At 57.6% G+C, this 13,884-nt stretch carries 10 protein-coding genes; 6 read left to right on the forward strand and 4 right to left on the reverse strand.

Translation table 11 applies throughout. From position 1 onward, the window contains the following. Positions 1–74: 74 nt before the first annotated feature. A complete protein-coding gene (locus VMJ32_01230; protein HTQ37615.1) occupies positions 75–2,576 on the forward strand; it encodes an alpha-L-arabinofuranosidase C-terminal domain-containing protein in 2,502 nt (833 codons plus the stop codon). Here the strand turns inward: VMJ32_01230 and VMJ32_01235 are convergent. Both VMJ32_01235 and VMJ32_01240 read right to left on the reverse strand, forming a co-directional pair. After that, complete coding sequence (locus VMJ32_01235; GenBank protein HTQ37616.1) at positions 2,548–4,947, reverse strand: response regulator; 2,400 nt, start codon at positions 4,945–4,947, stop codon at positions 2,548–2,550. The two genes, VMJ32_01230 and VMJ32_01235, sit on opposite strands and share 29 nt — an antisense overlap. A 237-nt stretch (positions 4,948–5,184) precedes the next feature. Beyond that, positions 5,185–5,595 carry a PilZ domain-containing protein gene (locus tag VMJ32_01240; GenBank protein HTQ37617.1) on the reverse strand — a complete coding sequence of 137 codons (411 nt, stop codon included), beginning with the start codon at positions 5,593–5,595 and terminating at the stop codon, positions 5,185–5,187. A gap of 355 nt (positions 5,596–5,950) precedes the next feature. Between VMJ32_01240 and ettA the strand changes: the two genes are divergently transcribed. After that, positions 5,951–7,624: an energy-dependent translational throttle protein EttA gene (gene ettA / locus VMJ32_01245; GenBank protein ID HTQ37618.1), complete on the forward strand. Its 1,674-nt coding sequence runs from the start codon at positions 5,951–5,953 to the stop codon at positions 7,622–7,624. A gap of 96 nt (positions 7,625–7,720) precedes the next feature. Here the strand turns inward: ettA and VMJ32_01250 are convergent, their stop codons facing one another. Together VMJ32_01250 and VMJ32_01255 are read right to left on the reverse strand one after the other, a co-directional pair. After that, positions 7,721–8,098 (reverse strand): hypothetical protein, encoded by a 378-nt coding sequence (locus VMJ32_01250; protein HTQ37619.1) that lies wholly within the window; start codon positions 8,096–8,098, stop codon positions 7,721–7,723. 647 nt (positions 8,099–8,745) lie between these two features. Then, complete coding sequence (locus tag VMJ32_01255) at positions 8,746–9,180, reverse strand: TIGR03067 domain-containing protein (GenBank protein HTQ37620.1); 435 nt, start codon at positions 9,178–9,180, stop codon at positions 8,746–8,748. Positions 9,181–9,468: 288 nt separating this feature from the next. On the opposite strand from VMJ32_01255, the gene VMJ32_01260 reads away from it, so the two are divergent. The 4 genes from VMJ32_01260 to VMJ32_01275 all read left to right on the forward strand — a co-directional run bounded on the left by VMJ32_01260 (position 9,469) and on the right by VMJ32_01275 (position 13,875). Next, complete coding sequence (locus VMJ32_01260) at positions 9,469–9,960, forward strand: PH domain-containing protein (protein ID HTQ37621.1); 492 nt, start codon at positions 9,469–9,471, stop codon at positions 9,958–9,960. Between the two features lie 409 nt (positions 9,961–10,369). Continuing rightward, positions 10,370–10,807, forward strand: a complete 438-nt coding sequence (locus VMJ32_01265) for a hypothetical protein (GenBank protein HTQ37622.1) — start codon at positions 10,370–10,372, stop codon at positions 10,805–10,807. A gap of 199 nt (positions 10,808–11,006) precedes the next feature. Continuing rightward, complete coding sequence (gene guaB, locus VMJ32_01270; GenBank protein ID HTQ37623.1) at positions 11,007–12,500, forward strand: IMP dehydrogenase; 1,494 nt, start codon at positions 11,007–11,009, stop codon at positions 12,498–12,500. A gap of 61 nt (positions 12,501–12,561) precedes the next feature. After that, a complete protein-coding gene (locus tag VMJ32_01275) occupies positions 12,562–13,875 on the forward strand; it encodes a hypothetical protein (protein ID HTQ37624.1) in 1,314 nt (437 codons plus the stop codon). Positions 13,876–13,884: the final 9 nt, after the last annotated feature.

Consider the following 13,884-nt stretch of genomic DNA (forward strand, 5'->3'; position numbering starts at 1 on the left):
CACCGATCGGTTCTCGTTGCCTGCGTTTTCAATTGCCTTCAAATGCTCACGCTCTGCTCAAGGGAGAAAGTGCCATGATCCGTCGCCGGTTGTCGCACCAACTCGAATTGGCTTCGCTTTTTGCCGTGCTATTGACCATTTCTATCGTCTTGTGCAGCAGCGCCGCCCGCGCTGCCAATGACGCGGAGATTACCGTCAAAGTCGATCAGCCCGGCGCTAAAATTAGCCCCTCGCTGTATGGCCTGATGACCGAAGAAATCAACTACAGCTACGATGGGGGTTTATACGCCGAGCTGATCCATAACCGCGCATTCAAAGACGACGATTCCAAGCCCCTGCATTGGTCGCTCGTTAAAAGCGACGGCGCCGAAGGAAAAATCGATTTGGACTCCGCCGATCCGGTCAACACCACGGCCCTCACCAAAAGCCTTCGCTTAGACGTGAGCAAAGTGGGCGACGGCGGCCGCGTCGGCGTCGCCAACGAGGGTTACTGGGGCATCCCCGTCAAGCCAAACACAACCTATCACGCTTCCTTCTATGCCAAGGGCAAAGACGATTTCAAAGGCCCGCTCACCGTCGACATCGAAAGCAATAACAGCACAGTCAATGCCTCCGCCACGGTGCCGCAAATCACCAGCGATTGGAAACAGTACGACGTCACCCTTAAAACCGGCGACGGGCCCGAATCGTCCAAAAACCGCTTCGTCATTTCCGCCGCCGCCCCGGGCACAGTTTGGTTCAGCCTGGTCTCGCTGTTCCCGCCCACGTTCAACGACCGGCCCAATGGCAACCGTATCGACATCATGAACCTGCTGAAGGAAATGCATCCGGCGTTCTTGCGTTTCCCCGGCGGAAATTATGTCGAAGGCAACGACTTCGCCAACCGCTACAACTGGAAAATCACCGTCGGTCCGCTCGATCAGAGGCCGGGACACCTCAGCCCCTGGAATTACCGCTCCTCCGACGGCATGGGCCTCTTGGAATTTCTGAATTGGTGCGAAGACCTGCACATGCAGCCGGTCATGGCCGTGTTCGCCGGCTTTTGTTTGAGAGGCACTTACGTGGCCACCGGCGATCAACTCAAGCCCTTCGTGCAAGATGCGCTGGACGAAATCGAGTATGTCACCGGCGATGCCTCCACCACCTGGGGCGCCAAACGGGCAGCCGACGGTCACCCCCAGCCGTTTATGCTCAACTACGTGGAAATCGGCAATGAAGATAACCTCGGCGGCGGCGCAAAAACCTACGAGGAACGCTTTGCCGCCTTTTACGATGCCATCAAGGCCAAATATCCACAATTACAAATCATCGCCACCATGCCGGTGCATGACCGCAAAGCCGACGTGCTCGACGATCACTATTATCGCAGCGCCAAGCAGATGGAACACATGACCCATCTTTATGATCCAGATCATCATCCTCGAAACGGCCCCAAAATTTTCGTCGGGGAATGGGCCACCCGCGAAGGCAGCCCCACGCCGAACATGAATGCCGCCCTGGGCGATTCCGCTTGGATGACCGGCCTGGAGCGCAATGCTGATTTGGTCCTCATCGCTTCCTACGCGCCGCTGTTTGTGAATGTGAGCGATCTCACTCCCCGCACCGGGTCTATGCAATGGGCCACCGACCTCATCGGTTACAACGCGCTGTCCAGTTACGGCTCGCCGTCGTATTACGCCCAAGTAATGTTCAGCCAGAACCGGGGCGACACCGTGTTGCCCGTTGAAATTGCCGCCACTGCCCAGCCCGATTATGCCCCGCCGGAGCCGCACGGCCGCATCGGCGTGGCCACCTGGAACACCGACTCCGAATACAAAAACATCAAAGTCACGGACGGCGACAAAGTATTGTACCAATCCGATTTTTCCAAGGGCGCCGACGACTGGCGCCCCGCACGCGGCACTTGGAACGTCGACGATGGCGCCTACCACCAATCGGCCATTAGCGAAAACTGCCGCTCCGTCGCCGGCGACCGCGATTGGACCGATTACACCCTCACCTTGCAAGCCCGTAAAAACTCCGGCCGCGAAGGCTTCCTCATCCTGGTCCACGCGACCGACGGCAATAATTACGTCTGGTGGAATATCGGCGGCTGGAACAATAAGTCGACCGCACTGGAAGCCATCGAAGACGGCGTCAGTACCGACATCAGCCCGCATGCTCCCGTCACCGTTGATCAAGACCGCTGGTACGATATCCGCATGGAAGTCAAAGGCCGCAACATCAAGTGCTACTTGGACGACAAGCTGGTTTCCGAAGGCACACAAACGCCCGCAACGCCTCCGCCCGCGCTGTTCGCCACCGCCAGCCGCGATGACGCCAGCGGCGAGGTCATTTTGAAAATGGTGAATGTCTCCGCCGAGCCGTGTTCGGCAAAACTGAACTTTCAGGGAGCCAAAAATGTGGCCCCGCAAGCGCAGCTCATCACGCTTTCTGGAGAGCCCGGTGATGTCAACTCCGTCGAGAACCCCACTAAGGTGGCCCCGCAAAAATCCACCCTCGACAATGCCGCGGCCAGCTTCACGCACGATTTTCCCGCGCATTCGGTCAGCGTCCTGCGACTGAAGACGCAGTGATGGGCTTGAGCTCGACCGCGGGACTGGAATCCATCGATGGCCATTGCTCCGTGCAGCGGTTTTGTTCCGCCTGCTGATTTTTTTCCGCTTCAATTTCCACTTCAGTCCGGGTCAGTTCCGCCTGCAATTGCTGCAATTGCAGCTTCAACGCGGCCAACGATTCGTCGACGCGCGCGGTTTCGCCCGACCGGCCCAGGTCTTCCAGCTCCAAGGCCGCCTTGGCGCACCCGCCGGCCGAAATGTTCAACAACGCGCCTTTCAGCGAATGCGCGGCCCGGGTAATCGTCGGGCAATCGCGCTGCGCCACGGCGCTTTCGATCTCCGCCAACAGGGACGGCGAGCTGCTCAAAAACAACTCGATCATCTCCTCCAGTAAATCCAAGTCTTGTTCCACACGCGCGCGCAACGATGCCAGATCGAGAATTTCGCTGCGATCGATCATCTGCGGCGGAGCGGCGTGTTCCTCACCAGCCGCGTTCGAGATTGCTGGACCCGCTTCACCCGACGCAAACTTCCCCGTTGCAGGCCGTTCCGCGCCGCCCACTCCGTCCGCGGCGCTGATTAACCAACGCTTCAGGGTGGCGAAAAAATGTTTGGGTTCAATCGGTTTGGAAACGTAATCGTCCATGCCCGCCGACAGGCAACGCTCTCGATCGCCGACCATGGCGTGTGCGGTCATGGCCACGATCGGCAGATGTTCTCCCGTGGTCTTTTCCAGCTGGCGAATGGCTCCCGTAGCCTGCAAGCCGTCCATTTCGGGCATTTGCAAATCCATTAACACCAAGTCGAATTGCTGACAGGCCAAAGCCCGCAGAGCCTGCTGGCCGTTTTCCACCGTATCGACCAGGTACCCACGCTTTTTGAGCAAGCCGGCCGCCACGCAACGATTCACCGGATTATCTTCCGCAACCAGGATATGCCGCGGATAGTCTGCAACTTTAGGCACGGCGCCTGGAGCATCGGCCGTGGCCATGTCCGATGCCGGCACGCCAGGCTCGCCGGGCTTGCTCAATGCGCCCAAAATGGCCCCCGCCAACTCCGGCGTGGCAATCGGCTTGCGAAGATACCGCGTAATGCCTAGCGCGCGGCAGCGGGCTGCGTCGCCGCTGTTGTCATCGGCCGAAAGCAGCATGATCACGTTGCGTGCAAGTTTCGAGTCGGCCCGTATTTGCTCGGCCACGGTAAAGCCGTCGGAACCAGGCATGGCCGCATCCAGCAAAACCAAATCGTAAGGATCGGCCTCGAGCAGCCCTTTTTTGAGCTCGGCACTAGCCGCCGCGGCGTTATCGGCCGTCGAGGGGCGCAAATGCCAACCCCAGGCAAGCTCTTCCAAAATGTTTCGGCTGGTCGCGTTGTCGTCGACAATTAATACTCGCGCGCCATGAAAATCCAACTGCCTCGGCGGCAATTCCCCAGGTCGACGCTGGGGCAATCCCAATCGCAACGTGAAATGGAAGGCGCTCCCCTGGCCCACGTTGCTTTCCACCCAAATCCGTCCCTGCATCAACTCGACAATCTGCTTGGAGATCGACAACCCCAAGCCGGTCCCGCCATATTTACGAGTGGAGGAACTGTCGGCCTGTGTGAACGCCTCGAATACCCTGGCTTGCATCCTTGGCGAAATTCCAATGCCGGTATCGCGCACAGAAAAATGCAAAATCGCTTGGCGTTTATCGGTGCTCTCCAAATTCACGTCCAGCACCACTTCGCCGCGCTCCGTAAATTTAATGGCATTGCCGATCAAATTCACGAGAATTTGCCGCATCCGCAACGAATCGCCAACCAGGTCGTCCGGAACCTCGGCGGCCACTCGATACAACAACTCCAACCCCTTTTCATGGGCCCGCAATCCCAACGACTTTAACGTGTCGCCCAGGCTGGCTCGCAGGGCCAGGTTGGCGGGAATTAATTCCAGTTTACCGGCCTCGACTTTGGAGAAATCCAAAATTTCGTTCAAAATGTGCATCAGGTTGTCAGCCGAGCTTTTGATCATTTGCAAATATTCACGCTGCTCGTCGCTAAGCGCCGTGTCCAATGTCAAATCGGTCATGCCAATGATGCCGTTCATCGGCGTGCGCAGCTCGTGCGACATGTTCGCCAAAAACTCGCTTTTGGCTTGGTTGGCAACTTCCGCCTGTTCCTTGGCGACTTTCAAACCGTCCACCGCTTTTTCGCGGTCGTGCAGCAGCCGCTTATTTTCGCGCATCCGGCGGATAGAAAACACACACAGCGCACTGCCCAAAAAAATCAACGCAATGAATGCTTCATCGGCGTTGTAATTCTCGTAATCTCTGATCGTGCTCGTCAGTTGTTCGAAAAAATTGTAGTGGGCCGATGCCACCCACAGGCAGACTGTCAACACGAAGATCATCGCCAGATCAATCTTCCACAGAATACTTCGATGCCTGGGCCGATTTTCTTGCATAAACATTGCTGCTCGCATTCCGGCCATGGATCAGGCGCTGAAGTTGCGACGCCGTGCCTACGGCCAACCCCGGTTTCGCTGTTCGTCGTTTGCCCTCTGCCCGCTGATCGAGGTCTGTGGCCGGCGTTCCATTTTCACCGTCTGCTGCGCACCGTCTGCTGCGCACCACCTGCCGCCTGTCCCTCAGGCATAACCGACAAACCGCCCGGCGATTTCGAAAAATGGTCCGGTCTGGCGGCAACGCACCACTTCCAACACCACGTTCAGCCGCTCTTCGTTGACGGTGTTGCCGGTCAACTCCAATTGCAAATAGCGCGATTCGACCGATTCCAGGTGATACATGCACAACCCGCCCACGGAAATATCGCGTGTGACCCCCAGGAATGCCTCGCCGTTGGGAACTTGCCTCTCGTCCAGCGGTGTGGCCCGCACCGGCATGGTCACCGGATACCGCAAACTGGTGCGACGTTCCGAGCCGGGGAAAAATTTTTCGCCCCGGATCACGCGCCGAATAAACATCACCACCGGCTCCAGGGTTTTCAATTTGTGCTTTCCCGCCGTCTCGGCTGTTTCGCCATTCAAAGTTTTTCCCATTTCAAGTGCCCCCAATTTCTCTTCCCTCGATCAATTCATGATTCGCAACAGCCCGACTTGTTGTTTTGCCAGCGCCAAATAAAAACAGAATGCGTTACAGCACCCCGAATAGAGCCTGCCCATCGGCGCACCGCGGACCGGGGTTTCGTCGACGCCGCTTTCCCAATCCAGGCTTCCTCTCAATTGGAGGTCATGCCCCGCAGAAAGCGAACCCCCGCCCCAACTCCCCCCGCGACATGCGGCAACCCGTAACGGTAGAATCGTGTTAACTGGTGTCTGATAGCGCGAGCGGCCAGCGACTAGCAATTAGCCTGAACCCTGAACCCTGCCCACTGCCCACTTTCCTCCTTCCACCATGTCCGAAAAATACATCTACACCGTTGCCGATCTCTCCAAAAAGCACGGCCCCAAAGAGGTCCTCAAAAACATCTGGCTTGCCTTTTATCCCGGCGCAAAAATCGGCGTGCTAGGCAAAAACGGAGCCGGCAAAAGCACGCTCCTCCGCATCATGGCCGGCCAGGACAAAAACTTCGAAGGCGAAGCCCGTCTCACCGACGGCTACACCGTCGGCTATCTGTCGCAGGAGCCGCAACTCAACCCCGCCAAAACCGTGCAGGGCAATGTCGACGAAGCCGTCGCTCACATCCGCGCCATTCTCACCCGCTTCGACGAAATCAACACCCGCCTCGGCGAGCCGATGGAGCCCGACGAAATGGAAAAGCTCCTGGCCGAGCAAGCCAAAGTGCAAGATCAAATCGATCTCCACAACGCCTGGGAGCTGGACCGCCAAATCGAAATCGCCATGGATGCCGTCAATCTCCCGCCGGGCGATGCCGACGTCACCAAGCTTTCCGGCGGCGAGCGTCGCCGTGTGGCCCTCTGCAAAATCCTGCTCGAAAAGCCCGACCTGCTGTTGCTCGACGAGCCCACCAACCATCTCGATGCCGAAAGCGTTCACTGGCTGGAGCGCCATCTGGCCGAATACGCCGGCACCGTCGTCGCCGTCACGCACGATCGATATTTTCTCGACAACGTCGCCAAGTGGATTTTGGAACTCGACCGCGGCCGCGGCATTCCCTGGGAAGGCAACTACAGTTCCTGGCTGGAGCAAAAGCAGGCTCGCCTGGCCGTGGAAGAAAAACAGGCCACGGCCCGCCAAAAAACGCTGCAGCGCGAACTGGAATGGATTCGCCTCGCCCCCCGCGCCCGCCAGGCCAAAAGCAAAGCCCGCATCAACGCCTACGAGCAGCTTTCCAACCAGCGCTTCGAGGAACGCGAGCAGGAATTCGAAATCCAAATTCCGCCGGGCAAGCACCTCGGCTCGCTGGTCGTCGAAATGAAAAACGTCAGCAAAGGCTACGGCGACAATCAACTGTTCGAAAATCTCAGCTTCCGCCTGCCGCCCGGCGGCATTGTCGGCGTCATCGGCCCCAACGGAGCGGGCAAAACCACGCTGTTCCGCCTCATCACCGGCGAAGAAAAGCCCGATAAGGGCGAAGTCAAAATCGGCGACACCGTCGAGCTGGGCTACGTCGATCAAAACCGCGACGCCCTCAAGGCCGAAAACACGGTCTATCAAGAAATTTCCGGCGGCACCGACGTGCTCGAAATGGGCGGCCGCAAAATCAACTCCCGTGCTTACCTGGCCCGTTTCAACTTTACCGGCACCGATCAGCAGAAAAAAGTCGGCGATCTGTCCGGCGGCGAGCGCAACCGCGTACACCTGGCCAAACTTCTCCGCCGCGGCTGCAATCTGCTGCTGCTCGACGAGCCGACCAACGATTTAGATGTGGATACGCTCCGCGCTCTGGAAGAAGCAATCGTGAATTTCGCCGGCTGCGTGGTCGTCATCAGCCACGACCGCTGGTTCTTAGACCGCATCGCCACGCACATTATTTCCTTCGAAGGCGATGGCTACGTCCACGTCTGCGACGGCAACTTCGCCGCCTACGAAGAAGAACGCCGCCGCCGCCTCGGCCAAGACGCCGACCAACCCCACCGGTTTAAATACAAGAAACTAGTGCACTAAACGTTTAGCCGCGACCCGAAGTCCGCGCAGGGGAGAGAGCTGCCTGCTGTTTAACACAAAGCCGGCGCATCGCCGGTCTGGCGAAAGACGCGATATTCAATCTTTTATTACCCATAGCTCGGCAATTCCTCGACCTACCGCGCAAATCGCAGATAAAATAGGTTTTCTATATGCGATCACAAGAAACAAAATTGTAAGGCCGAATATGGTTGCGGCAAACACAATCCAATTATCAAGGAAGTAATGGAAGGAATTCTGTACTCCTTGCGACGTCGACTCAGCAGCATTAGCCGTCCATCCGAAGAAGTTTGTCACCCATCCGATGATGGTTGGGATGCAATATAACACGAAAATAATTGAAAGAATTATTATCCATACTCCCGTGCCGCCCCCTTTCGATACACCGCCACTCCCACGATGAACACGTATCCATTCATTGGGACTTGCATGGATATGCTTAATTTTTCTCGCCATATCGGACGCTCCTATTCCGCCTTACTAAAAGCAACTAACCGAACGTCAAATTAGTCTACTCAATTTGGCGGGAATACACAACTTTTTATTGATCGCACGGGTGATACTGCCCAGCTGCGACAAACATCCCCAACGCCGAAGGCGTTGCACAACAAAGCCCAGGGTTGTCCGGCAACCCTGGGTAACGTGATTTAGGCCCGGAGGACCGTCAGGCAATAGCCCCGATCGTCAGATCGGGGTTCAGAGGGCATTAAAACAATTCGAGGTCCGAAGGACCGGCACAGAAGGTAGCGGTCCTCCGGACCTCATTCATTTTTTGTTCCATCACACCGCAACCTCACGGTTGCGGCTATTTCCTGTCGGGCCTCCGGCCCTCAGGCAGAGAACGTACGGCGCTGCGCTGACCCTGGGCTGTGTTGTTCAACGCCTTCGGCGTTAATTCGGCAATTGCCAACTCTTAATTTCTGCATGGGTGCCGCCTACCGCTTGCTGACGCGCGCGGCTCTACATCTAAATTCTTCTTTGCGTCTCTGCGTCTCTGCGCGAGAAATGCCTGGGGCCGCCGCCTACCGCTTGCTGACGCGCGGGGCTCTATGTCATCGCACTGGCATCACTGCCTGCTGCCTGCCGCCCGCGGCCGACCTGTCTTAATTGCCGCTCCGCTGAAACTCGTACAGCACTTGGGCGGAGCCGCGGCTGGCGTCGAACGACTTCGGGTATTTTTGACCCTTCAGGTCGTAGCAGACCCGTAGCGAATTTCCCTGGGCATCGTAAATGCCTTTGAACCGGCCGCCGAAGGTTCCGGCCGGCGTGTCGTGATGAAACACGTCGATGTGCTTTTGCTCCAGGTCGAGCTTGAACACATACGGCACCGCCGCCGATTGCCCGTTCAGACGAACGGTATATTGACTGCCGCTGACAATCCACTGCATATCCGCCATCTGCGCCGTTCCATTGGCCATGCACGAAACCAGTTTCCAAGTTCCCTGCCAAGCTTGCGTATCGTCCCCCGCCGAACTGGCATAACTCACACTCCACCCGGCAAACAAACTAACGAACAGAACAATTTTGAACCGGCGCATGGTGATATCTCCCGACAAATAGATGCTTCCTCTGAATCTATTCAACTATAGCCCACCGCTTGCCACTGGCTCTGCCAGTGCCGGCCCGGCCCATTCTGCACGCTGCAATCTGCACTCTGCAATTGCCGTTGGACCCTCTGTTCCCCTCGGTTCTCTCCTGTGTTATTCTGCCTTCTGCTTTCTGCCTTCTAATCACCGCTTACTCACACGCGCGGCTCCAATTGTTGTCGCCACTCAACACTCACCCTTCACCACTCACTTCCTCACCACTCACCTCCTCACCCACACATGTCAACTGCCGAAGCTGAAACCCAAATCTGGACCGGCAACCCCTCGCAATGGGCCGGCTTGGGCACGTACTTCTGGTGCGTGCTGCTGGCGATTATTTTCGGCGTTGCCGCCGTGCTCGTGCATCCTTATTTCTGGCTCGGTTTGCTCCTGCCGTTACTGATCGCCTTTACAAAATTCTGCCGCATTAAAGCCACACGTTACACGCTCACCAGCCAGCGGCTGAAAATTTACACGGGCATTGTCGATCGCAAAGAAGTCGAAATCGAATTGTTCCGCCTCCGCGATTTATCCATGGATCAATCCTTCCTGCAGCGCCTGGTCAACGTCGGCACGGTCGAGGCGCTTTCCAGCGACAAAGACGCGCCGGGCATTTTCCTGAGATGGGTGAACAAGCCCGACGTGGTGAAAGATTTGCTCCGCACTCACATCATGCAGTCGCGCCAAGCCACCGGCACCCGTGACATCGATCTGACCAACACAACCAACTGACGATTGGCCCGCTCCATTTGGCGGTGATGCGCTGAATTGACCGGCCGGTCGCAACAAAAGCGTGAAATATACATTCTGGCGAGCAGAGCCGGGTGGTGGGCCAATTTGAACATAGCCCGACTGTGTCAGTCGGGAAAAGCGGCTGTCGGAATTTCAAATTGTCCCACCACCCAGAGCCGCGACCGCGAGGAAGCGGCTCTTTCTTTTTTCGCACTGCCATAGCTCTCTCTAAAAAAATTCTCTGAGAGAATTGGGCCACTCACATGGTAATATGTACACTCTCAATCTTTCAAAATAGAAAACTGGCTTGATATGCTCCGGCTCAACCAACCCATCCGCCGTTTTCCCGTCGGTTTTCCACCCTTTTCAAATCTGTTTTTCACCCTTTTTTCCCGTTTTCTCCAGACACATGAACAGCCACACCCAAACATTCACGCCAGCCAACGACCGCGCCGAACTGGTCATGGCACAACTTGAAGACGCATCCACCCGCATGCTGGCCCCACGCCAGGCGTCCCCGCCGGCCATCGTCGTTCACCAGCGCGATCCGCTCGGGCGCTTCACCCCAGGCTGTCCGCCCGGTCCCGGACGTCCTCGCAAACTTGCCCCGCGACATTTCGTCACGCCGCTCAGCCTGTACCAGCGCGTGCTGGACATGCACGATTCGGTCAACACCTGGAACAATGTCATCCAGCGGCTCGGCCCAGCGGCTGCGCGCGCGTTTCTGGCCGACTTGGAAGCCGAACAAGGTCCCATCTCGTTTCGACATCTGGTTCTGGAAGCCATCGCCGCCGCCCAGCGCCGGGCGCTCGCCGAAAAAAAATTCCCCCCAACGCATTGCCGGTAAACCTTCGCGCACGCGCAAACGGACCAAACGTTCCGCACGCCGCAAAAAAATTTGAATTTCGCCTGGCTGGGGTCGAACGAAGTGAGCTCCCACCGGCTTCCGACACTCATTGTCAACCCACGCCAAAACCACGATAATACGCCCTGCCAAACAACCTCACCCTCGCCCTTCACCCCCTCGTTCCTCGCCCCTCATGACCATGCCCAAACTCGTTGCCCAAGCCATCACGTTTGACGATGTTCTACTGCTTCCGCGGTACAGCCAGGTGGTGCCGGCCGAGGTGAGTGTCGGCACGCGGCTGACCCGGAACATTCGGCTTAACATTCCACTGGTCAGCTCGCCCATGGACACCGTGACCGAAAGCGACATGGCAATTGCCCTGAGCCAAGAAGGCGGGCTGGGCGTCATTCATAAGAATATGAGTGTCGAGCGGCAGACGGAAGAAGTCGACAAGGTGAAGCGCAGCGCCAACGGCATTATTTTCGATCCCGTCACGCTGCCGCCGACAGCAACGGTAGCAAAGGCGCGCGAGGTGATGAATCAGGCCAACATCTCCGGCGTACCGATCACTGCTAGCGCTAGCAATAAAAAGCTGCTGGGAATCATCACGCGGCGTGATTTGCGGTTCCTCGAGAGCAGCGACACGCCCATCAGCGAAATTATGACGCGGCACAACCTCGTGACAGCACAGGGGACTGTAACGCTTGCGGAAGCTGAGAAGATTTTGATGGCAAATAAGGTCGAGAAACTTTTGCTGGTTGACGAAGATTATACGCTGACGGGCCTGATTACCATCAAAGACATCGACATGCAGAAGCGGTTTCCCAATGCTTGCAAAGACAAGCTGGGAAGGCTGCGTGTCGGAGCCGCCATTGGCGTTCACGACTTTGAACGGGCCGAAAGTCTGATCGCCAAGGCGGTGGATGTGTTAGTGGTCGACAGTGCTCACGGGCATTCGTCGAACGTGATCGAGACCGTCAAACAGATCAAAAAACGCTGGGAGAAAATTGACGTCGTCGCCGGAAACGTGGCGACCAAACAAGGCGCGGCCGACCTGATTGCAGCCGGAGCCGACGCGGTGAAAGTGGGCATCGGGCCAGGTTCCATTTGCACCACGCGGGTGATTTCCGGAGTGGGCGTGCCGCAAATTACGGCGATTATGGATGCGGCTGCCGCGGCCGAAGCGGCGGGCGTGCCCATCATTGCCGACGGAGGCATTCGCTATAGCGGAGACATTACGAAAGCGATTGCGGCCGGGGCCAGCGTGGTGATGATCGGCGGATTGTTCGCCGGCACCGCGGAAAGCCCGGGACAGCAAATTTTGTATCAAGGCAGAACGTTCAAGGTGTACCGAGGCATGGGTTCCTTGGGCGCCATGGTCGCTGGATCGAGCGAACGGTATCGGCAGGCGGTGAAGCGCGGCGAGGAAGCCCGCAGCGCCAGCAAGTTGGTGCCCGAGGGCGTCGAAGGGCGCGTGCCGTTCAAAGGACCGCTGAGCAGTTTTGTGTATCAGTTGGTGGGCGGATTGAAAGCGGGGATGGGTTATTTGGGAACGCGCGACATTGACGAGTTGCGCAAGGAAGCACAATTCATACAAGTTTCGCACGCCAGTGTGCGGGAGAGTCATCCACATGACATCGCCATTACGCAGGAAGCACCCAACTACAGCGCGGAGTATTCGGGAGACGAATAGCAGCCCATCGCACGAGTTAGGCGGCGCGGACGCCGCGTCAAATTCGAAGTTGGAAATTCGAATGACGAATGAAGCTGGAAGGACAGAAATTCGAAGTTCGCAATTCAAAAAATACCGATCGGGGATTGTGGCGCTTTACATCATCGCGCTGTTTGCGGCGTTGGAGATGGGACATTTAGCTGTGGCCCGGGCCGATTACGATTCGGCCACGGTAGTACCGGGCACGCGCTTGGTGTGGCACCCAGTGCGGCCGCAACGAACCGACGACAGCGCTAGCGGCGAGCGTTCGGATGATTCGGCTTCGGGCAAAAAAGACGCCGATAAGTCGGCTGACACGACTGCCGAAAAGAAAGCGGACTGCGGCAAAGATGACTGCGTCGACAGCGCCAAGCCAGCGGACATCGCCACCGGCAAGAATGCCCCAGCGCGAAGCGCGAACGTGGAAAATTTAGAGGGCAACAAAGTCGCGGGGCAAAAGCATCCGGTGATTGCCGCCGGATACGACGAGGACCAATCGGGCCAGTACGATCGATTGCGGAAAACCATTCGGCCGGCGGGCGGGCCCATTTTGGTTGGCGGCGCGAACTCGTCAAACGTGGCGCTGACCGATCCGTTCGGCGACAATTTGCCGTCGGTCAAAACTTCGCACCGGATTGCGATGACGCCGCCGGAAGAAATCGACAGCTTGCCGGCGCCTGTGCAAAACGAAGCCGCTCCGCTGCGGATTGAATCGGCGGAACAAGATTCGAACGAGCCGACGCCGCCGGAATCGCTGCGCAGCGGCGAGCCGAAGCGCACCGTAGACACGTATCAAACGCAAATTTCCGGGCCGCCTGCGCCCGATTTGTTGCCCGGTGCCGAACCGGTTCCCTCGTATACCAGGCAGCCCGCGAAGAATCCGGAGGAAGCCTGCCGCGACGAGTACAACCAAATTAAGGCGCTGACGCTGGAGAAGTTGAGCATCGACATCACGCCGCCGGGCGCGAATGCCAAAGGAGACCAGGTTCCGTTTGAATGCTCGCTGAGCACCGATGCGTTTGTGCCGCGCAATTGGCAATGCCTGACGTACACGTGGAAGGCGTCGGCGCTGTGTCACAAGCCGCTATACTTTGAAGAAGACAGCATCGAGCGCTACGGGCACTCGTGGGGTCCGCTGGGATTTGAAGACGCGCAGACGTACATTCACTTCTTTGGCGATTTGGTGCTGCTGCCGTACAACGTGGGCGTGCAGACACCGTGCGAGTGCGATTACGCTTTGGGTTATTACCGCGTGGGCGATTGTGCCCCGTGGATTTGCGATCCGTTTCCGCTTAGCTGCCGCGGTCTGCTGACCGGCGCGATTGGCTACTGCGGCGTGGCGGCGCTGTTTCCGTAAAATTGCGGT

The organism is Pirellulales bacterium, assembly GCA_035499655.1.
Taxonomy (GTDB): Bacteria; Planctomycetota; Planctomycetia; order Pirellulales; family JADZDJ01; genus DATJYL01.

Bases quoted from the DNA above. Each gene is read 5' to 3' on its own strand.
- VMJ32_01255 (HTQ37620.1), bottom strand. From the start codon at position 9,180: ATGCGCCGGTTCAAAATTGTTCTGTTCGTTAGTTTGTTTGCCGGGTGG.
- VMJ32_01230 (HTQ37615.1), top strand. From the start codon at position 75: ATGATCCGTCGCCGGTTGTCGCACCAACTCGAATTGGCTTCGCTTTTT.
- VMJ32_01265 (HTQ37622.1), top strand. From the start codon at position 10,370: ATGAACAGCCACACCCAAACATTCACGCCAGCCAACGACCGCGCCGAA.
- VMJ32_01250 (HTQ37619.1), bottom strand. From the start codon at position 8,098: ATGGCGAGAAAAATTAAGCATATCCATGCAAGTCCCAATGAATGGATA.
- VMJ32_01275 (HTQ37624.1), top strand. From the start codon at position 12,562: ATGACGAATGAAGCTGGAAGGACAGAAATTCGAAGTTCGCAATTCAAA.
- VMJ32_01240 (HTQ37617.1), bottom strand. From the start codon at position 5,595: ATGGGAAAAACTTTGAATGGCGAAACAGCCGAGACGGCGGGAAAGCAC.
- guaB (HTQ37623.1), top strand. From the start codon at position 11,007: ATGCCCAAACTCGTTGCCCAAGCCATCACGTTTGACGATGTTCTACTG.
- VMJ32_01260 (HTQ37621.1), top strand. From the start codon at position 9,469: ATGTCAACTGCCGAAGCTGAAACCCAAATCTGGACCGGCAACCCCTCG.
- VMJ32_01235 (HTQ37616.1), bottom strand. From the start codon at position 4,947: ATGATCTTCGTGTTGACAGTCTGCCTGTGGGTGGCATCGGCCCACTAC.
- ettA (HTQ37618.1), top strand. From the start codon at position 5,951: ATGTCCGAAAAATACATCTACACCGTTGCCGATCTCTCCAAAAAGCAC.